This window comes from Streptomyces sp. NPDC059874 (assembly GCF_042731135.1).
Classification (GTDB): domain Bacteria; phylum Actinomycetota; class Actinomycetes; order Streptomycetales; family Streptomycetaceae; genus Streptomyces.
Genome location: NZ_JBHWJY010000021.1, coordinates 1 through 21,411, shown reverse-complemented (window position 1 = coordinate 21,411; position 21,411 = coordinate 1). Strand labels below are relative to the sequence as shown.

The 21,411-nt window shown below is 73.8% G+C and carries 19 protein-coding genes; 9 read left to right on the top strand and 10 right to left on the bottom strand.

Annotated features, from left to right (window positions below; genetic code table 11):
* Positions 1–245 precede the first annotated feature (245 nt).
* The 3 genes from ACFV9H_RS14835 to ACFV9H_RS14825 are packed head-to-tail and all read left to right on the top strand — an operon-like array spanning position 246 to position 2,816.
* On the top strand, positions 246–1,805 hold the full coding sequence (locus ACFV9H_RS14835) for an acyl-CoA carboxylase subunit beta (RefSeq protein WP_385397704.1): 1,560 nt from the start codon (positions 246–248) through the stop codon (positions 1,803–1,805).
* A 26-nt stretch (positions 1,806–1,831) separates the two neighbouring features.
* Positions 1,832–2,029, top strand: a complete 198-nt coding sequence (locus tag ACFV9H_RS14830) for an acyl-CoA carboxylase epsilon subunit (RefSeq protein WP_385397702.1) — start codon at positions 1,832–1,834, stop codon at positions 2,027–2,029.
* A 28-nt stretch (positions 2,030–2,057) separates the two neighbouring features.
* A complete protein-coding gene (locus tag ACFV9H_RS14825) occupies positions 2,058–2,816 on the top strand; it encodes a thioesterase II family protein (RefSeq protein WP_385397700.1) in 759 nt (252 codons plus the stop codon).
* Between the two features lie 77 nt (positions 2,817–2,893).
* Here ACFV9H_RS14825 and pqqB read toward each other — a convergent pair whose 3' ends face one another.
* The 5 genes from pqqB to pqqA are packed head-to-tail and all read right to left on the bottom strand — an operon-like array spanning position 2,894 to position 6,062.
* Positions 2,894–3,790 carry a pyrroloquinoline quinone biosynthesis protein PqqB gene (pqqB, locus tag ACFV9H_RS14820; protein ID WP_385397698.1) on the bottom strand — a complete coding sequence of 299 codons (897 nt, stop codon included), beginning with the start codon at positions 3,788–3,790 and terminating at the stop codon, positions 2,894–2,896.
* Entirely contained in the window at positions 3,787–4,899 is a 1,113-nt protein-coding gene (gene pqqE / locus ACFV9H_RS14815) for a pyrroloquinoline quinone biosynthesis protein PqqE (protein ID WP_385397696.1), read from the bottom strand. The genes pqqB and pqqE overlap by 4 nt, the downstream gene beginning before the upstream one ends.
* Positions 4,890–5,144, bottom strand: a complete 255-nt coding sequence (gene pqqD / locus ACFV9H_RS14810) for a pyrroloquinoline quinone biosynthesis peptide chaperone PqqD (RefSeq protein ID WP_385397694.1) — start codon at positions 5,142–5,144, stop codon at positions 4,890–4,892. The genes pqqE and pqqD overlap by 10 nt, the downstream gene beginning before the upstream one ends.
* A 29-nt stretch (positions 5,145–5,173) precedes the next feature.
* Positions 5,174–5,899: a pyrroloquinoline-quinone synthase PqqC gene (pqqC, locus tag ACFV9H_RS14805; RefSeq protein WP_385397692.1), complete on the bottom strand. Its 726-nt coding sequence runs from the start codon at positions 5,897–5,899 to the stop codon at positions 5,174–5,176.
* Between the two features lie 58 nt (positions 5,900–5,957).
* Positions 5,958–6,062, bottom strand: a complete 105-nt coding sequence (gene pqqA, locus ACFV9H_RS14800; RefSeq protein WP_385397690.1) for a pyrroloquinoline quinone precursor peptide PqqA — start codon at positions 6,060–6,062, stop codon at positions 5,958–5,960.
* A gap of 203 nt (positions 6,063–6,265) precedes the next feature.
* On the opposite strand from pqqA, the gene ACFV9H_RS14795 reads away from it, so the two are divergent.
* The gene (locus ACFV9H_RS14795) at positions 6,266–7,174 is read left to right on the top strand and encodes an ion transporter (RefSeq protein ID WP_385397689.1); all 909 of its coding nucleotides are present in this window, start codon (positions 6,266–6,268) and stop codon (positions 7,172–7,174) included.
* On the opposite strand, the gene ACFV9H_RS14790 is transcribed toward ACFV9H_RS14795, so the two are convergent.
* The 4 genes from ACFV9H_RS14790 to ACFV9H_RS14775 all read right to left on the bottom strand — a co-directional run bounded on the left by ACFV9H_RS14790 (position 7,157) and on the right by ACFV9H_RS14775 (position 15,330).
* Positions 7,157–10,816: an SAV_2336 N-terminal domain-related protein gene (locus tag ACFV9H_RS14790; protein WP_385397688.1), complete on the bottom strand. Its 3,660-nt coding sequence runs from the start codon at positions 10,814–10,816 to the stop codon at positions 7,157–7,159. The genes ACFV9H_RS14795 and ACFV9H_RS14790 overlap by 18 nt on opposite strands.
* The gene (locus ACFV9H_RS14785) at positions 10,813–11,895 is read right to left on the bottom strand and encodes an AAA family ATPase (RefSeq protein WP_385397686.1); all 1,083 of its coding nucleotides are present in this window, start codon (positions 11,893–11,895) and stop codon (positions 10,813–10,815) included. The genes ACFV9H_RS14790 and ACFV9H_RS14785 overlap by 4 nt, the downstream gene beginning before the upstream one ends.
* A 73-nt stretch (positions 11,896–11,968) precedes the next feature.
* Positions 11,969–14,095 (bottom strand): hypothetical protein, encoded by a 2,127-nt coding sequence (locus ACFV9H_RS14780; RefSeq protein ID WP_385397684.1) that lies wholly within the window; start codon positions 14,093–14,095, stop codon positions 11,969–11,971.
* Entirely contained in the window at positions 14,092–15,330 is a 1,239-nt protein-coding gene (locus ACFV9H_RS14775; protein ID WP_385397682.1) for a hypothetical protein, read from the bottom strand. Before ACFV9H_RS14775 ends, ACFV9H_RS14780 begins: the two co-directional genes overlap by 4 nt.
* Positions 15,331–15,594: 264 nt before the next feature.
* Here ACFV9H_RS14775 and ACFV9H_RS14770 point away from each other — a divergent pair, with 264 nt between their 5' ends.
* Together ACFV9H_RS14770 and ACFV9H_RS14765 are read left to right on the top strand one after the other, a co-directional pair.
* Entirely contained in the window at positions 15,595–16,533 is a 939-nt protein-coding gene (locus ACFV9H_RS14770) for a trypsin-like serine peptidase (RefSeq protein WP_385397680.1), read from the top strand.
* Positions 16,534–16,580: 47 nt separating this feature from the next.
* A complete protein-coding gene (locus ACFV9H_RS14765) occupies positions 16,581–17,138 on the top strand; it encodes a proline dehydrogenase (RefSeq protein ID WP_385397679.1) in 558 nt (185 codons plus the stop codon).
* A 284-nt stretch (positions 17,139–17,422) separates the two neighbouring features.
* Here ACFV9H_RS14765 and ACFV9H_RS14760 read toward each other — a convergent pair whose 3' ends face one another.
* Entirely contained in the window at positions 17,423–18,355 is a 933-nt protein-coding gene (locus ACFV9H_RS14760) for an oxidoreductase (protein WP_385397677.1), read from the bottom strand.
* Positions 18,356–18,534: 179 nt separating this feature from the next.
* On the opposite strand from ACFV9H_RS14760, the gene cbiE reads away from it, so the two are divergent.
* Genes cbiE through ACFV9H_RS14745 form a run of 3 tightly spaced genes read left to right on the top strand, consistent with a single transcriptional unit; the run spans position 18,535 to position 21,273 of the window.
* On the top strand, positions 18,535–19,782 hold the full coding sequence (gene cbiE / locus ACFV9H_RS14755) for a precorrin-6y C5,15-methyltransferase (decarboxylating) subunit CbiE (protein ID WP_385397675.1): 1,248 nt from the start codon (positions 18,535–18,537) through the stop codon (positions 19,780–19,782).
* Positions 19,779–20,528, top strand: coding sequence for a precorrin-4 C(11)-methyltransferase (gene cobM, locus ACFV9H_RS14750; RefSeq protein ID WP_385397673.1), 750 nt, complete (start codon positions 19,779–19,781; stop codon positions 20,526–20,528). Before cbiE ends, cobM begins: the two co-directional genes overlap by 4 nt.
* Positions 20,518–21,273, top strand: coding sequence for a cobalt-precorrin-6A reductase (locus ACFV9H_RS14745; RefSeq protein WP_385397671.1), 756 nt, complete (start codon positions 20,518–20,520; stop codon positions 21,271–21,273). Before cobM ends, ACFV9H_RS14745 begins: the two co-directional genes overlap by 11 nt.
* Positions 21,274–21,411 lie beyond the last annotated feature (138 nt).

Genomic DNA, 21,411 nt, shown 5'->3' with positions numbered 1-21,411 from the left:
ACGGCCGCGACACCCCTATCCCCCCAGGTGTTGACCCTGCCCACGGCCCTCCCGCGCCCCGCCCGGTCCGACGGGCGCCGCGGCCGCGCGCGGCGAGATGCCTGCTGGGCCGGGGTGCGGGAAGGCCCCGGTGCGGTCAGGGGGGTGGTCGGTGTTCTCCGCGCGCTCCCCGGACGCCTTCAATGGCACGCACTGCCCAGGGCGCCGCCATCGGCGGGCCCGATGGCCGAAGAGACGGGTGGAGCATGACAGTTGCCGATGTGAGTGTCCGAGTGGCCGAACTAGGAGCGATCAAGGAGTCCGTGGAGCTGGGCCCGTCCGCGAGCGCCTCCGAGGCGCAGCACGCGCGCGGCAAGCTGACGGTGCGCGAGCGGCTGGACCTGTTGTTCGATCCGGGTACCTTCCGGGAGATCGAGCAGTTGCGCCGGCACCGGGCCTCGGGGTTCGGCCTGGAGGACCGCAGGCCGCACACCGACGGTGTGGTGACGGGCTGGGGCCAGGTCGACGGCCGGAAGGTGTTCGTGTACGCGCACGACTTCCGGATATTCGGCGGTTCGCTCGGCGAGGCGCACGCGCAGAAGATCCACAAGGTGATGGACCTCGCGGTCGCGGCGGGCGCCCCGCTGGTCTCGCTCAGCGACGGCGCGGGGGCCCGTATCCAGGAGGGCGTCACCGCGCTCGCCGGGTACGGCGGCATCTTCCGCCGCAACGTGGCCGCGTCCGGGGTGATCCCGCAGATCAGCGTGATGCTCGGGCCGTGCGCGGGCGGGGCGACGTACTCGCCCGCCCTGACGGACTACGTGTTCATGGTGCGGGACATCTCGCAGATGTACATCACCGGCCCCGACGTGGTGCAGGCGGTGACCGGCGAGAAGATCACGCACAACGACCTCGGCGGCGCGCAGGTGCACTCCTCCGTCTCCGGGGCGAGCGCGTTCCTGTACGACACCGAGGAGGAGTGCCTCGAAGAGGTACGGCACCTGCTGTCGCTGCTGCCGTCCAACAACCGTGAGCTACCGCCGTCGGTGCCCTGCGAGGACCCGGCGGACCGGCGCGGTGACGCGCTGGCCCAGCTGGTGCCGGCCGACCCGAACCGCTCGTACGACATGCGGGCCGTGATCGAGGAGATCGTCGACGACGCCGATCTGTTCGAGGTCCACGCCAACTGGGCGACCAACATCATCTGCGGTCTGGCCCGGCTGGACGGCCACGTGGTGGGCATCGTCGCCAACCAACCCGCCTCCCTCGCCGGGGTCCTGGACATCCAAGCGGCGGAAAAGGCGGCGCGGTTCGTGCAGACCTGCGACGCCTTCAGCATCCCTCTGGTGACGCTGGTGGACGTGCCGGGCTTCCTGCCGGGCAGCGACCAGGAGCACAGCGGGGTCATCCGGCACGGCGCCAAGCTGCTCTACGCGTACTGCGCGGCCACCGTGCCCCGGGTGCAGGTGATCCTGCGCAAGGCGTACGGCGGCGCGTACATCGTGATGGACTCCCGCTCGATCGGCGCCGACCTGTCCTTCGCGTGGCCCACCAACGAGATCGCGGTGATGGGCGCGGAGGGCGCGGCCAACGTCGTCTTCCGCCGGGAGATCGCCGCCGCGGACGACCCGGAGGCGGCGCGCGCGCAGCGCGTCAAGCAGTACCGCCAGGAACTCATGCACCCGTACTACGCCGCCGAGCGCGGTCTCGTCGACGACGTCATCGACCCGGCCACGACCCGGCAGGTACTGGTGGACGCCCTGGACGTGCTGCGCGCCAAGCACGTGCCGGTGCCCGAACGCAAGCACGGCAACCCGCCGTTCTGACCACCTACCGAAGAGGAGAACGCCCGATGAGCGAGCGGGCCGAACCCCACCTGAGGATCGTGCGCGGCGCCCCGGACGGCACGGAACTCGCCGCCGTCCTGCTCGTGCTGCTCTCCACCGCCCGGGGCCGGGACGACGCCGAGGAGCAGGCCCCGCCCCGGCCCCGGGCCGCCTGGGGTCCCGCGCGCGGCTGGCGCCCGCCGGGCAGCTGGACCGCCCCGTGAACCGACTACGTAAGGACACCGACCACACATGAACGGTACGACCACGACCGTGCGGGCGCCCAGTGCCTGGCTGCGCCGCTTCCACCCCGCCGAGGAGGCTGCGGTGCGGCTGTTCTGCCTCCCGCACGCGGGAGGCTCGGCCAGCTACTACTTCCCCGTCTCCCGCGCCCTGTCCCCCGCGGCCGACGTGGTGGCGGTGCAGTACCCGGGCCGCCAGGACCGACGCGGCGAACCCTGCGTGGACGACGTACGCCGGCTCGCGGACCTGCTCGTGGCCGAGCTGCGGCCGTGGTGCGACCGGCCGGTGGCGCTGTTCGGGCACAGCCTCGGCGCGACGCTGGGCTTCGAGGTGGCGCTGCGGCTGGAGGCGGTCGGCATCACGCCCGTGGCCCTGTTCGCGTCGGGGCGCCGGGCCCCGTCCCGCCACCGGGAGAACGAGCAGGTCCATCTGGCCCCCGACGAGCGGCTGTTGGCCACGATCCAGCGGATGAGCGGCACGGACCCGGCGGTCCTGGCCGACGAGGAACTGCTGCGCTCGGTTCTCCCGGCGATCCGCGGCGACTACAAGGCCGCGGAGACCTACCGGTACCGCCCGGGTCCGGCGCTGGCCTGCCCGATCGTGGTGCTCAACGGGGACAGCGACCCCGAGGTGACCGCCGAGGAGGCCGAGGGCTGGACCGAGCACACCGACGGCCCCTGCTCCTTCCGCACCTTCACCGGCGGGCACTTCTACCTCAACGAGCATGCCGCCGAGGTGATCGAGCTGGTGCGCGAGCGGATCGCGTAGCGCGCCTGACACAGGAAGAGTCCGGCCACCCCGATCGGGTGGCCGGACTCTTCCGTACCGTCATCGGCATTCGGGGCTCAGAGCTTGACGCGCGTTCCGTCGGCCGGGATCTCCGCGCCTCCCGCGCACACCTCGCGGTGGGCGTCCGAGCGTGGATCCGCCATCGGGTTGGTGTTGTTGAGGTGGGTGTACGCCCACCTCGTCCCCGGCCGCTCGTCCCGCAGCCGCCGGATGCGCTCCAGGCTCCCGCCCGGGCCGGTCACCGGCAGGTGGCCCATCGCCGCCTGTGCGGCGCCCGCTCCGGCCTCGCGCGTGGCGCCGCCGAACTCCGCCGCCGAGTGGAAGGTCCCGTCGAGCAGGACGTACCCGGCTCCGGCCGTGAACGCGTCGAAGCCGGTCGGCCAGGAGGCCAGGCACGGCGCGTACACGAAGGCCCCGCCGGTCTCCGGGTCCTCGAAGCGGTAGGCGACCACCCAGGGGCCGCTCGCCCCGGGCAGCGCACGGGCGTACTTGGGCCGCTTGTCGCCGACCGCGAAGGTGGTGACCAGCAGCCCGCCCACCTCTTGCCCGGCCGAGGTCCGCGACCACTCCCAGCCGCCGTAGCCGCCGAGGATCCCCCGCAGCGGGAACCCCGTGTCCAGGGCCCCGAGCACCGCCTTCGGCGCCCACACCCGCAGCCCGGCCCCTTCGCGGAGCATCATCAGGCCCAGCGTGTGGTCGAGTTCGGCGTCGGTGAGCAGCACCCCGCGGACCGGTGTCTCGCGCGGTCCGGGGCCGGCCGCCAGCTCGGGGGTGGCGAGGATCTGCGCGCGGATGTCGGGCGAGGCGTTGACCAGGTACCAGTCCTTGCCGTCGGCGCTGACCGCGACCCCGTCCTGGGTCCGCGCGGGCGCGCCCGACACGCAGACCGGGCAGGCGCAGTTCCATTGCGGGCAGCCGCCGCCTGCGGCGGTGCCGAGCAGCACGATCCTCATCGGCGTGCCGCCACGGGTCCGCGCATCACCAGGGCGGGGGGCTCGGCTCCCGGATCGGCCAACAGCAGGTCGACCAGTCCGCGTTGGTCGGACTTGGAGCAGACGGGGTCGGTGGCGGCCGCGTCCCCGGTCAGCAGGAAGGCCTGGCAGCGGCAGCCGCCGTGGTCGACGGAGCGCCGGTCGCAGCTGCGGCACGGGTCGGGCATCCACTCCTCGCCGCGATAGGCGTTGAAGGAGCTGGACTCGTACCAGATCTCGGTCAGCGGCCGCTCGGCGACGTTGTCGAGGTCCAGGGTGGTGATCGCGCCGGCCGCCGGGCAGGGCAGTACGGTCCCGTCGGGCGCGACGGTGAGCTGGAGCGCGCCCCACCCGTGCATGCACGGCTTGGGGTACGGCTCGTAGTAGTCGGCGAGCACGTACACGATCTCCATCGTGCCCTTCAGCCGCTCCATGGCGGCCCGGACGATCGGTTCGGCCGCCGCGAGCTGCTCGGGGGTGGGCATCAGGGCGGCCCGGTTGCGCAGCGCCCAGCCGTAGTACTGGGTGTTGGCGAGCTCCAGCCGGTCCGCGCCCATGCTCTCGGCCAGCTCGATGAGGCCCGCGAGCTGGTCGTGGTTGGCACGGTGGAGTACGGCGTTGACGGTCAGCGGCAGGCCCTGCGCGCGGATCAGCCGGGCCGCGGCGATCTTGTGGTGGTGGGCCCTGGCGCCGGCGAGCAGGTCCGCCCGCGCCGCGTCCGCGCCCTGCACGGACAGTTGTACGTTGTCCAGCCCGCGCTCGACGAGGTCCGCGAGCCGGGCTTCGGTGAGGCCGAGGCCGCTGGTGACGAGGTTGACGTAGCAGCCGAGGCCGCTGACGTGCGAGACGAGCTCGGGCAGATCGGGGCGGGCCAGTGGCTCGCCACCGGACAGGTGCACCTGGAGCACGCCGATCTCGCGCGCCTCGGTGAACACCCGCTTCCACTGCTCGGTGCTCAACTCCTTCTCCCGTTCGATGAGTTCGAGCGGGTTGGAGCAGTAGGCGCAGTGCAGTGGGCAGCGGTGCGTGAGCTCGGCGAGCAGCCCGAGCGGCGGCTCCACGGTGGCGTTCCGGTCAGGTGTCAGATCCATCGCACGACACCGCTCTCGGTCAGCCGGTCCAGCACGCTGTCGACCTCTTCCTCCCGCACTCCGGCGTACCTGTCGCCGAGCGCCACCGTGATCTGCGGGACCGTCGTGGCCCCGTCGCAGAGTTCGAGCACCGAGACGGCGGTGCGGTTGGGCACCAGCACCCCCTCGGGGTGGAGCACGACATGGGTCTGCCGCGTCCTGTCGTAGATGAGCCGCACTCCGCGGCCGAGCACGGGCCTGTCCACGGCCACTCCTTCGTACGCTGCGACGGGTCCTACGGCTTGTGCTGGTCGTCCGCCGCGGCGCGCTCGATCGCGTCGAGCATCTGCCACAGCACCTCGGTCTTGAAGCGGAGCGCGGCCACGGCCGCGTCCTGCTGCTCGCGCGTCGCGCAGTGCCGGACGACGATGTCCAAGGTGCCCTTGCCCTCGCCGGACACGGCCTCGATCCGGTCCGTGAAGTAGGCCAGGTGTTCCGGACGGATCCAGTCGTAGTGGGCGAGCATGTCGGTGACCCGGCGGGTCATCAGGTGCCCCGCGAACATCTCGGTCAGCCCGGAGGCGATGGCCTCCGGCCACGGCCGGGTACGGGCGAAGGTCACGTACGCGTCGACCGCGAAGCGCACGCCCGGCACCACGTGCCGCTCGTCGATCACCTCGTCGCGGCTCAGGCCGACGGCCTCGCACAGCCGCAGCCAGCGCTCGATCCCGCCCTCGTCGCGCTCGGTCCCGTCGTGGTAGGCGAGGCGGTCCACCCAGGCGCGCCGGATCTCGGGCAGCGGGCAGTTGCTGATGATCGCCGCGTCCTTCTGCGGCAGCATCCGCTGGTAGTACCACCGGTTGGCGGCCCACAGCCGCAGCGCCCGCCGGTCGAGCCCGCCGTCGTGGAGCCGGCGGTGGAAGGGGTGGGAGCCCCAGTAGGAGGAGGAGAGCCCGCGCAGGACGCCGATGAACTCGGCCTCGTCCAGCGCTGCCGCCGTTTCGGTTGCCATTGCCGTCATGTCATCTCCCGCCACGGCGGGAGTCCGTCGCCCGGACTCCCGCCCGCCGACCGTCGGTTCACTTCTCCAGACGCGCGGCGTACGCGGTGACCTCGAAAGCCGTCTCGTACGCGACGAAGTCCGGGGTGGTCCACGTCTCGGTGGTCTCGGTGACCTCAGCCATGGCGATGCTCCTTCGCTCGATGCCCATCGTTCCGCCAGGAACCTATGGCCTGCCCGCGGCGCCGCCGATCCCCTAACCGCCCCTAACCACGCACTTCCACCCCTTCGGGGCCGCGCGACGGGGTGAAACCCGATCGGCTGTAACGCGTTAGAGGCATGGGCCGACCGATCGCCCGCGACGCAGTCGAACGTACGAGGAGCACGATGACCAGCACGACGACGAACCCGATGCCCGCCGGACGCGGCCGGATGAAGCTGGCGGCCAGATGCCGGCTCGCGACGGAGGCACCCGCCTTCGGGATCGTCGTCTTCTGCGCGATCCTGTTCAACGCGGCGCTGATGGGCCTGGAGACGTACAGCGGTCTCGCCCGCGAGTACCGACTGCTGCTGGGCGGCGCCGAGGAATGCTGCCTGGCCCTGTTCACGCTGGAGATCCTGCTGCGCATGGGCGCGCACGCCGATCAGCCGAAAGCATTCTTCCGCGACCCGTGGAACGTCTTCGACCTCGTGGTCGTGGCCTGCGCCTTCCTGCCGTTCATCCGCGAGAACGCCACCCTGCTGCGACTGCTGCGCCTGGCCCGCGTACTGCGCACCGCGCGCTTCCTCCCGCACCTGCGCATCCTGCTGATCGCGGTGGGCCGCAGCCTGCCGGGCACCGCCAGCTTCCTGTTCATCGGGGCGCTGGTGGTGTACGTGTACGCGATGATCGGCTGGGTCTGCTTCGCGGAGGCCGACCCCCGGCACTACGGCTCGGTCGGCCGGGCGGGGCTCACCCTCTTCCTGCTGACCACACTCGACGGGCTCACGGACGCCGTGCGGGCGGGGCTGCAGATCTCGCGGCTGAGCATCATCTACTACGCCTCGTACGCGCTGTTCGCCTCCTTCGTGCTGGTGAACGTCCTGATCGGCGTGGTCCTCAACTCCCTCGACGAGGCACGCGAGATCGAGGAGGAGAACAACCGGGTCCCGGCGCAGGGCGGCGCGGACGTCCACGAGCGGATCGCCACGGCCCGCCGCGCCCTCGACGAGATCGAGGCGAGCCTGTCGGCGGCGGCGTCGTCGACCGACGGCCGGCCGGAGCGCCGGCTGGAGGCCTCACGCTCCGGAGCCTGACTCTTCCTCGTCGGGTTCGAGCAGGCTGATGTCCCACGAGCCGTCCGATCGCCGTTCGACGACCCAGCGGTGGTGCTCCGGGGCGGGCGGGAGCGGGAAGGTCGGGTTCGCGGCGAACGTCATGCGTTCGAAGCTCACCCGGCCCCGGAGTTCGGCGTGGTCGAAGGTCACCGGGCCCTCGAACCGCATCCCGGTCGACAACAGACCTCGCTCCCATACCGCATGGGCGAAGGTCACGAGGCCGAGGAACTCGGCCTCGTGCAGGCCGATCGGCTCGCGGAATCTCGTCCGGGTGAAGTGCGCCGGCTCCTCGAAGCGGCTCCCGTTCATGTCCGATGGGGCCTCGAACACCCCCTGGTCGAAGAAGACTTGCGCGTTGAAGGTGCATTGCGTGAACCCGGTGGTATCCATGAACACCGCGCGGCGGAACGTTGCCACGTCGGCGAACAGACTCCGGCCGAACTCGGCCGAGCTCCGGATCACGACATCGTCGAAGACGACCGGCCCGGCGAACGTGGTCTCCAGGAACAGCGCCCGCCCCTCGAACTCGGCTCGCCGGAAGGAGGCATGTCCCGCGAAAGAGGCCCCGACCGTGCTCCAGTGGTCGGTGAAACGCGCGTGGTCGAAGATCGCCGGACCCAGTCTCACCTCACCCGAGCCCAGGTCACGCAGCGCCTCCAGCAGCTCCGTGAGCAGGCCTCCGTCGAACGTGGTCCCCCGGAAGTCCACCGGCGATCCCGGCCGGACCGTCCCGAGGAAAGAGGCCCGCTGCCCGGGCTCCAGGTGGGCCAGGCAGCGGGTGTGGCCGAGTACGCAGATGCCGATGCACCACAGCCTCCCGGGGGCCTCCGGGTCAGTGAAGTCGCAGGTCTGCCAGACGATGTCCGTGCCCAGGATCCCGTGAGCCTCGGCCACTAGACGTCCCAGCTCTCCCGCGACGCCATTGCACGACCATCCCTCCAGCCCGCCTGCCAGCGGTGTCAGGGATGCCAGAGCGGCGGGGCCGAGCAGCTCGCCGACCCGTTCGTACATGGCGTGGGACAGCACGACGTCGAGCGGGCGGGTTTCCGACGGCCACTGCCACCGTTCGGCGAGCTCGGGAAACCGGATCAACCGCAGGGCCTTCCCCAGCGTCCCTCCGTATCCGCCCCCTCCGTAGCCGACCGTCTCGGGGCTGTCCTCGTCGACACCCATCGACACCGCGAGCGCCAGCATCCATTCCGGGCGGGCACGTTTGAAGGCGAACAGCCTCGCATCCACTTCGGACAGCAGGCGACCGGCGTATCCGAGGGCGCGAGGCTCACGCATCACCACGAGGAGGTCCGCCGGTGAAGTCTCGATCACCTCTCCGGTCGCCCCGATCTCGTCCATGACCTCCCTCAGGAGCGCCGCGACCTCCGGCACTGCCACCTGTCGGGTCACTTCCGTGCTGACCCGTACGGTCACCCCCAGGTACACAGACCCGCCCCGGTCCCCGGTCTCCGGGGACTCCCCGGAGCGACCCCGCGCGTGCTCCGCCATCGCCGCATGGAAGCCGCTGCCGTGCTCCAGCAGCGCGTGGGCCGCCAGGAACACCATGCGGTCCGGCCAGACGCCGTGTACCACCCCGATCAGTTGTCCGTCGCGGGAGACCGGCCCGCCGCGGAAGTGCATCCAGGTTTCCGGCTCCGTGGAGAGCCGCACGAGTTCGCCGTTGCGGGTGCCCTCGTCCGGAAGCAGCTCGCCCGTCAGCGTGACCGGGTCCCCCCGGTCGGTGGAGCCGTCGACGCGGACCCGCTCCGGCGCCACCGCTCCGAACGCCCAGCCCAGAGGTCCCGGCCAGGCCTCCGGCTCCACCAAGTCCTCGTCCGCCAGCAGCAGGAACACCCGGGGCAGTGCCTCGTCACCCCACACCGGACGACACGGGAGCTCCCGGCCCCCGCGCACCCGGACCCAGGCGACCGTGTTCCGCGCAAGGAGGTCGTCCCCGACGGTGAGCACCAGCCGGGGTGTCAGCAGCGTGCCGACCTCCTGCGGCTCCGGCATCGCGTCGTACCGGACCCGGACCACGCGGTCGGTCAGGCCCGGCCCCGGCAGGCCCGGTCGCGGCCGCGCCGCGAAGGGCAACGCCTCGTCCGGCACCAGCCGGCGCCCCTCCCGCCCGTTCGTGACGCGGGTCGCGGAGAAGTCCGGCCCGGGGCCGCGGTTGCGGGACATGTACTCCCAGACGCGGCGGCGTACGAGTTCCCGTACGGCGGCCACCTCCCCGCGCAGCTGTGAGCCGAGCAGGGCCTCCCGTACGCCGGGCAGGAACTCGAACTCCACCTCCTCGGCGCTCTGTTCCGCGCCCCACGGCTCGAAGAGCCCGCCCAGGGCGACTTCCGCCAGGTGCCCGTGTTCCGAGTCGCGCAGCAGGGAGCGGCGGACCAGGGTCATCACCGGCAGGGTCAGCGGTACGGCGGCGAGGTGGGCGGCCAGTTGCTGCGCGGTCGGGGAGGCATTCGCGCGGAAGCGGTCGACGGCCTCCAGGGCGGTGGGGGCCGCCGGGGCGGGGGCGGCAGGCGGGGCGACGTACCCCGGTTCGGCGTCCAGGCTCAGGCAGGCCAGGCGCCGCCACCGGCCGTCCCCGGACACCACGCGCAGCAGCCGGGCCAGGCTCGCCGAGGCGAGTCCGACGACGGGGACCATGCCCCTGGAGGGGCGTCGGCGCCGGGCGCGGCGGGCGGTCGGTACCCGCTGCCAGCTGCGGGTGGCGGCGGCCGGGCGGTCCGCGCGGACGGCGAACGGGGTGGGCCGGACGGCGCCGCGGGTCCAGAGCCGTTCGGGCAGCACGTTGAGCACGGCCACCGGGTTGTGCCCGCTCCAGTGCCGCAGCACCGCCTGGAGCGGGGCTTCGCGCCAGCCTCCGGCCACGGTGTCGGAGAGCACGAGGAACAGGCGGCGGCCCGCCGGGTCGGCCAGTTCGAGGGGGTTGCGGGGCGGGCCGCCGCGGCCGCGGTTGACCATGGGGGTGGCACCGGAGCCGGTGCCGGTCAGCTGCCAGGTGCGTACGTCGCGGAAGACCCCGCTGCGGGTCAGGACCCGGCGGAGTTCGTCCACGAGGTCCGCCCAGAGCAGCATCGAGTGGTGGGTGTCGACGACCAGGGCGAGGTCCAGCCAGCGGCTCTCGGCCGGCCGCAGGACCGGGGTGGGCACCATCCGCTCGATGCTGCGTTCCACGGTGAGCTGCTCGTCCAGTTCCTCCCCCGGCCCGCCGATGGAGCGCCTGCCGAGCGGGCGCAGGGAGCGCATCAGGCCGAGCGGGTCGTCGAGGGATCCGGCCCGGGGCAGCCGCAGGGGCGTGCCGCGGCGGCCACCGGTCGCGTCGGCCGGTTTCCCGGCTCCGGCGCGGACGGGGACGGCGGCCGGGTACAGCTGCACGGCCGGCTCCGCGCCGTCCCGGCCGCCGCCGGAGGCCGGTCCGGCCTCGGGCGGCTCGGGGGCGCCGGCCGGCTGCTGCTCGCCCCCGGGAGGGGCTGGTGGCTCCGCGGGCGTGCGGGCGCCCGCCGGGTCCACCCGGGCGGCCAGCCACAGGATGTCGGCGATCTCCTCGACGCCGACGCCGGGGCGCGGGCCGGTGTCCCCGGCGCCGTCGGCGAAGGCGGCGAGCAGCTTCTCGATCACGCCGTCGGCCCGGTCAGGTGGTGCATGACGGTGGCGAGGAAACGGTCCCGGTCGCCGGGCGCCGACCAGGCTCCGGCGAGGCGGAGTTGGATGGCGTTGAGGAGCTGGTCGGTGGCCAGGTCGCCGTCCTCGGCGCGCTCGAGGAAGGACTGCACGAGTTCCCGGTATTCGTCGTTGGCCTCGATGTCGACGCCGAGGCGGCGGCGCACGATGCGGGCGAGTTTGTCCGGTCCGGGTGCTTCCAGGTGGAGGCGGACGCAGCGACGCAGGAAGGCGGGCGGGAAGTCCCGTTCGCCGTTGCTAGTGAGGACGACCACGGGGAAGTAGAGGCACTGCACGACACCGGCTTTGATGCGTACGGCGGCGCCCGCGCCGTCTTCCGTTCCGATGTCGACGGCGGGGCTCTGCGCGGCGAGGCGGGCGAGTTCGGGGATGACGAACCCGCCGTCCTCGAAGACGGTGAGGAGGTCGCCGGGCAGGTCGATGTCGCTCTTGTCGATCTCGTCGACGAGCAGCACGCGCGGGCGGTGCTGCGGCAGCAGGGCGGTGCCGAGCGGCCCCAGGCGCAGGTAGCGGGAGATGGAGGGGGCGGTGGGGGGCCCGGCGTTCGCCGGCTGGGCGGGCCGGCCCGGGTCGGCGCCCGGCGGGCTCAGCTGCTCCAGTCCGGCCTCCTGGAGGCGCCCGACGGCGTCGTACTGGTACAGCCCGTCGCGCAGCACGGTCCGGCTGGTGATCGGCCAGTGCAGTACGGGGCCCAAGCGCAGGTCCGTGGCGATGCTGTAGGCGAGGGTGGACTTGCCGACGCCCGGTTTCCCGGTGATGAGCAGCGGCCTGCGCAGGTGCAGTGCCGTGTTCACGACGTCCATCTCCGGCTCGTCGGGCACGTACCCTTCCCCGCGCTTCTCGGTCTGTTTCCAGGCCTTTCCCACACAGCCGGGCGGCGCGTACTCCGGGTCCGGCTCGCCCTCGAATTTGCGCCAGGGCGGCGGGGGGCCGGCCTCCAGACGGGCACGCCGGTCCGTACCCTCACCGGTCCCGTGGTACAGCCACCAGTCCTTCGCCACTGCCTCTGCCTCCATCGTCGGTGTCGCCGTCTTCCGTGGTCGGGGATCGGGGCCCGGGGGTGAGGGCCGAGGGGTCAGGGTTCAGGGGTCAGGGCTCAGGGGGGCAGGCCAGGGGGCGCAGGCCCGGCACGTCGTCGGGATCGTCCCACAAGAGCACCAACTGGTCTCCCCCTGAAGGCCGTTGTCGAGGGCGCGCGCCTTCTGCCGCCGCGCCCGCGCCCACTCCGGCGGCCTTCCGGCGCACCTCCCGCATCCGCGCGGGCAGGTCGAGTACGTCGAGCGCCCCGGGGTCGGGACGGCCGTCGGGCCCGGCGGGTGCCAGCAGGTCGAGGAGTGCGGGCGCCGGTACGCCGCCACCGCGCCGCCACACCGCCACCGGGACGCCGCCTTCGAGTACGGCCTCCAGCAGCCCCTCGTGCGGGGCGGTGGTGGTGTGGGCGAGGACGCAGGCGGGCGCATGGCCCGCCGCCAGCTCCAGGCCGAGCACCTCCGTGGTCGCCTCGGCGTCCCCCACCACCCGGACGGCTTCGGGGTCCCGGCCGCCCCGGACGCACAGCCAGCGCCACTTGTTGTGCCACTCGGCCCGGGTGTCGGCCCGTTCCTCCGGGCAGCGCACCACGACCTGGTAGAGCAGGCCGAGGGCCCGGGGGCGGCGCGCCGGGCCGCGTGGCACCGGCCACTGGTCGAAGCCGGCGTCCAGCAGCTCGTACGGAACGTGGAACTCGATCCGGTCCACCGCCCTGTACGACTGCCCGGGCGCGGGGTCGCCCGCCCGCGCCCCGCCGATGAGGGCGAGCTGCCGTACCAGTTCTTCCCGTACGGCGTCCAGCGGCAGCGGCTCGCCCTCCGACTCCCACACCTGACGCGTCCCGTCCGCGCGCAGCCACATCCGCACCAGGAAGCCGTCCTCGCCGCCCGGCGGCACGTCCAGGCGGACGTCCACGACGGTCCGGGGTGCCGGGCTCGGGGGCGGCGGCAGCACGGGCAGGCCCAGCCGTTCGCGGGTGTCTCGTACCCAGTCCAGCAGCCCGGCCGCCCAGGCCTCGTCGGCCGCCGCCGCCCGGTCCGCGAGGAACCTCACGAACGGCACCGCCAGCGGCATGCCGGTGCTCCCGGTGCTGCCGCCCTGGCGCTCGTCCAGGTCCTGGACCACGTCGAGCAGGGTGTCCCCGGGCAGGCCGACGCCGCCCACCGGGGTGGTGCAGCCGGCCGCCTTGAACGCCCACGCGTAGGCCTCGTGGGCGTGGCGCGGCAGACCGCGGCCCGCGAAGAGGGCTCCGAGCCGGTCCCAGGCGATCTGGTCGAGGCGGGCCGCCCGGGGCGGAGCGGGCCGCGGCGGGGCTGCGCCGGGCAGGTCGTCGTCGAGGAAGGAGCAGGCGTCCCAGTTCCGGTCGACGATGAACTGCGGCAGCTGCCAGCCCTCGCCGCGCTCCCGGCGCTCCCGGAACGTGCGGTGGATGGTGCGGGCGGAGGCGGCCAGTCCGTTGACGCTCTCCTGTACGGACCGCTGCCCGAGTTCCGTGAGCAGGGCCTCGCTGAAGAGCCCTTCGCCGCGTTCGGCGTCGTTCTGCGCGGCCTCGCCCTCGCGGGAGGCGTAGAGCCGGAACTGGCGTCGGCCGGGTACCGAACTTCCGCCGCGGTAGTCGTTGTCGGGGAAGTTCCACCGGGTGTCGCGGGGCGCGTCGACCCGGCAGGCGTCGACGAGTGCCGCCTGGAGCGGGAACCGGCGGTGCTTGACGAGGTCGGTGCGCCACCAGCGCAGCATCGAGTCGAGGTTGAGGTGGAGGATCTGGCCGGCGTGGGCGTCGGCGCAGGGGAGCATCAGCTCGTCGCGGGGCCCGAGGTAGCCGTGTCCGGCCCAGAAGATCCAGAGCAGGTCGCCGTCGCACTTCGGGAGTTCGTCGAGCAGCACCGATTTCACGTTTCCCTCGGTCGCCGGCCGGTACTCGCTCCGGAGGGTCTCCATGGCCGGGGAGCCCGACCAGTCGAGGGTGTCCGGCTCGTCGATCGGGGACAGCAGCAGCCGGACGTTGTCGGGCGGCACCTGCGCGGGGCCGGTCAGCCAGCGGGCGAAGCGCAGGGCGTCGCGGGCCGGGCCGCGCAGGTTCCAGCGGTCGCTGATGGTGTAGCGCTCGACCCCGGCGACCAGTGCGAAGGTGCGCCCGGGTTCGAGGGCCGCCGGCAGGACGCCGGGGCCCATGGCGTCGGGGTTCACCCGATCCCCGCCTCGGTCACCGCCTGTTCGATCCGCTCGTAGAGGGTGTTCTGCTTCCAGTAGGCGCTGTGGCAGGCGGGGAAGGGCTGCCTGCTGCCCACCTCGTGGTCGCTGATCCTCGGGTCGCCGGGGAAGACGGGGCCCGCGAGGTAGGCGAGCACGTCCTGGCGGTCGTACACGTTGAGCCAGCGCGGGAAGCCGTGGGGGAGTTTCGCGCCGGGTTCCAGGGCGGTCAGCGCGCCGAGTTCGTACAGGAAGGGGGCCTGGGAGCCGACGGTGACCAGCAGTTCGGCGCCGGGGACGGGCTCGCCGCGGGCGGCGGCGAGGGCGAGGAGGTCGACGAGGGCGATCCCGCCGAGGCTGTGCCCGATGAGTACGGTCGGCCCCGGCCGGTCGGTGATCCGGGCGTGCAGGAACGCGCGCAGGTCGTGGCCGCGGGCCTGGTAGCGCAGGATGTCGCCGAGCGCGGGGGTGGCGCCGACGGTGAGGGAGCCGCGCCAGGCGTTGAGCAGCGGCTGGGTGGTGACGCGCATCGCGAGCCGGCCCAGTACGGCGGCCGCGCGGGCGCCGGGCACCCGGGCGTCGCCGCCGAGGCGGGCGGTGAGCAGCTCGACGAGCCGGTCCCGTTCGGCGCCGGTGCAGTCGGCCTCGGCTCCGGCGGAGGCGAGCGCGGCGGCGGTCACGGCCCGCGCGAGGGCCGTGGCCAACTCGCGCGCCTGCGCCACGTCGGCGGCCCGTGCCCCGGCCCGCGCGGCCTCGTCGGAGCGGGCGACGGAATCCAGGGCCGCGGCGTGGTGGGCGCGGAGCCCGGTACCCGCCAGCAGGCCGCCGAGCTCGTCGCCGTCGTCGCGCTCACCCGACATTCCCGCGAGCAGGGCCAGTACGCGGGCCCCCTCCGACTGCACGCCGGGCATGCCGAAGCCGTCGTCATCACCGCTTCCGGCGTCCCAGCCCGCCTCGGCCAGCACCCGCACCTCGCACAACGGGTCGGCGATCAGCAGCGCCCACGCGGCCGTCTCGGCGTCGACGGGATCCGCGGCGGCGTCCGGCCTCGGCCGCAGCCCCGGCACGGACCGGCCGCCCGCACCGAGGCTCGCACCGAAGCGATCACCCCAGTAACAGGAGTCGACGTCCGCCCCGGGAAAGCGCCCCACCAGCCGCTCCCGAACCAACGCGAACAGCGAGTCGTGCCGCTCCCGCCGCACCCCCGTACCGTGGACAAAGAGAAACCGCATCCGCACCCCGCCCCCTCGCACAGTCGCCCCCGCCCGGCACGATAGCGCCGAGCCGCCAACCGGGGGCAGAGTATGGCGAGTTCGCAATCCGCGACCGAGTTCCCTCGACCGGCCCCCCGGCCGACGGCGACTGGGGACCGGGCGCGGCAGGACCGGCCGGCCGCGGGTCGATTGTGAGCACCGACACGTTCCCGATTCGGAACCGGCCCCGGCGCCGCCCCATCTGACGGAGGGTCGAAGATGTCTGTGGGGTGGGAGAACCGGATGGTCAGCAGGGTTGAGGCGCGGGTCGTACGGGGCTCCGCGCTCCTCGCCGTCCTGTGCGCGCTGCTCCTCGCGGGCGGCTGGTACGTCTGGGAGCTGCGCGCCATCGCCGCCCACCTCGCGGACGGCGATCCGGAGCGGGGCGTGTACCAGCAGGACCCCGAGCGCGCGGACCGGACGGCCTCCGAGGTGCTCGACGGGATCGTCCAGGAGGCCGCGGAGCCGCCGATGGACGGCAAGGCCTTCGGCGGCGGCCCGGTGAGCTGGCGCTCCGGCGGCTGGCAGCCCTCCGACCCCCTGGAGGCCCGGCCGGCCGCGGCCGAGCCCGCGATCGGCGCGCTCTTCTCCCCCGGTCCCGACGCCGACCCCGACCACCACTGTTCGGCCGCGGTGGTCCACTCCCCCGGCGGCGACCTGATCGTCACCGCCGCCCACTGCGTGTACACCGGCGGCTTCCGTACGAACCTGGCCTTCGCCCCCGGATACCGGGACGGCGTGGCCCCGTACGGCGTCTGGGTGCCGACCCGCATCGACGTGGACCCCCGCTGGATCGACGACCAGGACCCGGACCTCGACGTCGCCTTCCTCCGGCTGCGCCGCCCCGGCTACCCGGGCCAGCGGCTGGAGGACGTCACCGGGGCCGAGACCATCGCCTTCGGGCCCGAACTCCCCGCCCCCACCCGGGTCATGGGCTATCCGAACGACTCCGAGGAACCACTGGACTGCCGCAACACGGCGGTCGCGGCCGGGCCGACGCAGCTGCGTCTGGACTGCGCGGACGTCCCGAACGGCACGAGCGGCGGCCCGGTCCTGACCGACGGCACCACCCTGATCGGGGTGATCGGCGGCCGCGACGGGGGCGGCGACGACGAGACCTCGTACAGCAGCTACTTCGGCGACGGCGTCCGGGCCCTGTACGAGCGCGCCACCAAGCCTTAGGACAAGGCGATGGCCCGAACCGGCCTGGCCCCGAGGAGAATTGCCCCATGGACGCAGGACTCACCGCACTGCTCGGCGCCGCCGTAGGCTCGCTCACCACCCTTGGCACGGCGATGCTGACGGGACGTACGGCGGCACGTTCGCAACACGAGCAGTGGCGCAGGCAGCACCGCCGGGAGGCCTACGCGAACTACCTGGGCGCCCTGCACGACCGCGACGTCGCGCTGGACGCCGTACTCGGCGCGCTGCGGCCGGAGAGCCCGGATCTGCGTGACGTCGACGAGAAGGTGGAGCGCTTCGTCGCACTGGCGCGCACAGTGCACCGCTCCGCCGAGATCGTCCACCTCGAAGGGCCGCCGCCCGCGGCGCAGGCGGCCGACCACGTGGCCCGCGCCTCCGAGGCCCTCTCCGCGGTCGTACGGCGGATGGTGGAGGACGCCCGCGCGGGAGACACGACCCGCAAACCTGCCGACACCGCCCTCGCCGCAGAGCGGGAGCACGCGCTCTGGCAGGCGGTGAAGGACTTCCGCGCGGCGGCGGGTGCGGTCCTGGGGCAGATCAACCGGGCACGGCCGGTCTCCCCGGGCAACAGGGCTTCGACGTAGCCGAGCTCTCGCAAGCGGGGCGGCGGCCTTCCGGCGCAGCGCCTCCGCGGCTCCTCGGTGGCGCGGGCCCCGTCGGGCACCGCGCGATCGTGGGCTTCTGGGTGGTTGTCCGTGTCGTCGTCGCTCATGCCGCCGAGTCTCCCGGGGCGGGCGGCGGGCAGGTCAGGTGCCGTCCGGGGCGCCCGAGGCGCCCCGGGGGCGGACGGGCTCACGGTGGGGCGCCCGCACGTACGCGCGGTTCCGCCCCAGGGACCGTCCGGTGGTCCGGATTCGCCTCCGCGAGGTCAGCGCGGCAGGGACGCGTACGAGACTCCCGTGAGCTTCTCGGAGGCGGCCCAGAGCGCTTCGCCGGACTTGTCGTCGAGGGTCCACTTCGCCCGCCAGGACCGGGCGGGCGCCCCGCGCCAGCCGAACCGCGGCCCGATGAAGTCGTCGGAACGCACGCCGGGCGCGGTGGCCGCGTAGAGGGTGGGCAGCGCACCGGAGGCGGTGGGCTGCGCGATGACGGCGTTGCCGACGGCCGACATCCGCGAGATGAGGCTGGGGCCCTCCAGCTTGGAGGCTCCGGAGTGCAGGTTGCTGGAGGCGTAGCCGGGGTGGGACGCGGCGGCGGTGATCGCGGAGCCGGCGGCGGTGAAGCGCCGGGCCAACTCGTGGGTGAAGAGCAGGTTGGCGGTCTTGGAGCGGCCGTAGGCGACCCAGCGCCGGTAGTCGTGCTCGTCGCCCAGGGCGTCGAGGGCTATGTCGGAGAGCGCGTGGAACCCACTGGAGACGTTGACGATCCGGGCGCCGGGCGGCGCGGCCCGCAGCCTCGGCAGCAGCAAGCCGGTCAGGGCGAAGTGGCCGAGGTGGTTGACCCCGAACTGGGTCTCGAAGCCGTCGGCGGTGCGCCCGAACGGCAGGGCCATCACTCCGGCGTTGTTGACCAGCAGGTCCAAGGATTCGTGGCGCTTCCCGAAGGCCCTCGCGAACTCCCGTACGGACGCCAGCTCGGCGAGGTCGAGCTCGGCGAACTCCACTTCGGCCGCGGGGACTTCCACGCGCAGTCGCACCACGGCGGCCCGTCCGCGCGCCGCGCTGCGACAGGCCAGCACGACCGTGGCGCCGCGCCGGGCGAGCTCGCGGGCGGTGATGTAGCCGATCCCGCTGTTGGCCCCCGTCACGACCGCGGTCCGGCCGCGCTGGTCGGGGATGTTCGTGGCGTTCCAGCCGGGCATGGCGTCTCCCTCGCGACAGATGGGTTACCGAGGGTAGCCCGCGTCGGCGCGGGCCGGGAGCCAGGGCAGGCTCCCACCCCGGATCCGCAGGCCAGTAGGCTGCGGTTCCGCAGTCGTTCCGCTTCCGCCCCCTCCCCGCCCTCCCGCCCACCCTCTCCCCGTCCCCGAGGTACCGCGCAGTGAGCTCCGCACCGCCCCCCATACCCGTGACGGTCGTCGGCCTCGGCGCCGACGGCTGGGCCGGGCTCACCGCCGCCGCGCGGTCCGCGCTGTCCCGCGCCGAGGTGCTGATCGGGGGGCCGCGCCAGTTGGACCTGCTGCCGGCCGCCGAGTGCGCCGGGGCACGGGTGCCCTGGCCGAGCCCGCTGCGGCCGGCCGTGCCGAAGCTGATGGCCGAGCACGCGGGCCGCCGGATCGCGGTGCTGGCCAGTGGCGACCCCATGTTCTACGGGATCGGCCGCGCGCTCTCCGAGGAGCTCGGACCCGGCGCCCTGCTGGTCCACCCGCACCCCTCCTCCGTTTCCTATGCGTGCGCCCGCCTGGGCTGGCCGGTGGAGGACACCGAGGTGGTCACGGTGGTGGGCCGCCCGGTCGCCCGGCTCGCGGCCGCCCTGTACGAGGGGCGCCGGGTGCTGGTGCTCAGTGCCGGAGCGGCGACCCCGAACGAGATCGCCGCTCTGCTTCGAGAGCGGGGCTTCGGCCCGAGCCGGATGCGGGTGCTGGAACAGCTCGGCTCCGAGCGCGAAGACTCGTACGAGGGCACGGCCGACGACTGGCACCGCGCGCCCGGCGACCCCCTCAACGTGGTCGCCGTCGACTGCCGCCGCGACCCGGCCCACCGGGCCCCCCGCCTCGGCGCGACCCCCGGCCTGCCGGACGCCGCCTACGAGCACGACGGCCAGCTCACCAAGCGCCACGTCCGCGCCGCGACCCTGTGCGCGCTGGCCCCGGCCCCCGGCGAGCTGCTGTGGGACATCGGCGGCGGCTCCGGCTCCATCGGCATCGAGTGGATGCGGACGCACCCCTCGTGCCGGGCGGTCGCGGTGGAACGCGTACCGGAGCGGGCGGCGCGGATCACCCGTAACGCGGCGGCGATGGGCGTACCCGGCCTGCGCGTGGTCGTCGGCGCCGCACCCGACGCGCTCGCCGGCCTCCCGGCGCCCGACGCGGTGTTCATCGGCGGCGGGTTGACCGCACCGGGCCTGCTGGACGCGGCCTGGGCGGCCCTGACCCCCGGCGGCCGGCTCGTCGTCAACACCGTCACCCTGGAATCGGAGGCGGTCCTCACCGACCGCTACCGCCGCCACGGCGGCGAACTGGTGAAGCTCGCCGTCGCACACGCCGTGCCCGTGGGCGGTTTCACCGGCTGGCGCCAGGCGATGCCCGTCACCCAGTGGTCAGTCACCAAGCAAAAGGACCAGTCATGACCGTGTACTTCATCGGTGCCGGCCCCGGCGCCGCCGACCTGATCACGGTGCGCGGTGCCCGGACCCTGGCCGCCGCACCCGTCTGCCTGTACGCGGGCAGCCTCGTCCCGCGCGAACTGCTGGCCGAGTGCCCGCCGGACGCCCGTCTGGTCGACACCTCGCAGCTGAACCTGGACGAGATCGTCTCCGAGTGCGTACGGGCCCACGAAGCGGGCCAGGACGTCGCGCGGCTGCACTCCGGCGACCCGTCCGTCTTCAGCGCGGTCGCGGAGCAGATGCGGCGGCTCGACGCGGCCGGCATCCCATACGAGGTCGTCCCCGGCGTCCCCGCCTTCGCGGCGGCGGCGGCCGCCCTGAAGCGGGAGCTGACCGTCCCCACCGTCGGCCAGACGGTCATCCTCACCCGGATCGCCCAGCAGGCCACCCCGATGCCGCCCGGCGAGGACCTGGCCACGCTGGGCCGCAGCGGCGCCCTGCTGGTGCTGCACCTCGCCACCCGCTACGTGGACCGGGTGGTCGACGAACTGCTGCCGCACTACGGGGCCGAGTGCCCGGTGGCGGTGGTCGCGATGGCGAGCCGCCCCGACGAACTGATCCTGCGCGGCACCCTCGCCGACATCGCGGCCCAGGTGAAGGAACACGGCCTGGTCCGCACCGCCGTCATCATCGTGGGCCGCACCCTCGGCGCCGAGCAGTTCCGTGACAGCCACCTGTACTCCCCCGAGCGCGACCGGCATGTCTGCTGAACCCACGCACCACGTCCTGATCCTGGGCGGCACGACGGAGGCCCGCCGCCTCGCGGAGGCCCTGTCCGCCGATCCGGCATACCGGGTGACCACCTCGCTCGCGGGCCGGGTCACTTCACCCGTCCTCCCGCCGGGCGAGACCCGGATCGGCGGCTTCGGCGGCGTCACGGGCCTGGCCGCCTGGACCGTCGCCCACGACGTCACCCACGTCATCGACGCCACCCACCCCTTCGCGGAGCGGATGAGCTTCAACGCCTGGGAGGCCGCGGCCCTTTCGGGGATCCCGCTGCTGGCGCTGCGCCGGCCCGGCTGGACCCCGGAGCCGGCCGACGACTGGACCTTCGCGGACTCCCTGGCCGACGCGGCCGACCGGCTCCCCGCCCTCGGCACCCGCGTCTTCCTCACCACCGGCCGGATGGGCCTGCACACCTTCGCGCACCTCACCGACACCTGGTTCCTGATGCGTTCGGTGGATCCGCCGGCCGGCCCGGTACCCCCGCACCTGGAAGTCCTCCTGGCCCGGGGCCCGTTCACCCTCTCCGACGAGCGGGAGCTGCTGGCCCGCCACCGCATCGACGTACTCGTGACGAAGGACAGCGGCGGCTCGGCCACCGCCCCCAAACTCACCGCGGCCCGCGAGGCCGGCATCCCGGCCCTCGTCGTACGCCGCCCCCCGGTCCCCGACGGCGTACCGGAGGCCGGATCGGTACAGGCGGCCCTGACCTGGCTCCGGACGACGGCGTAAACCCCCGCCGGGACGCCCCCGCGGGGCCCGGCCCACCCCGCCGGGGCCGGGTGTGCGTCGGGGCGTCCCCGCAGGGCGTCGAACGCAACCACCCTCGGCCCTCCGACCCCTGGAAACGTTCGACGCCCGAGGAGACGC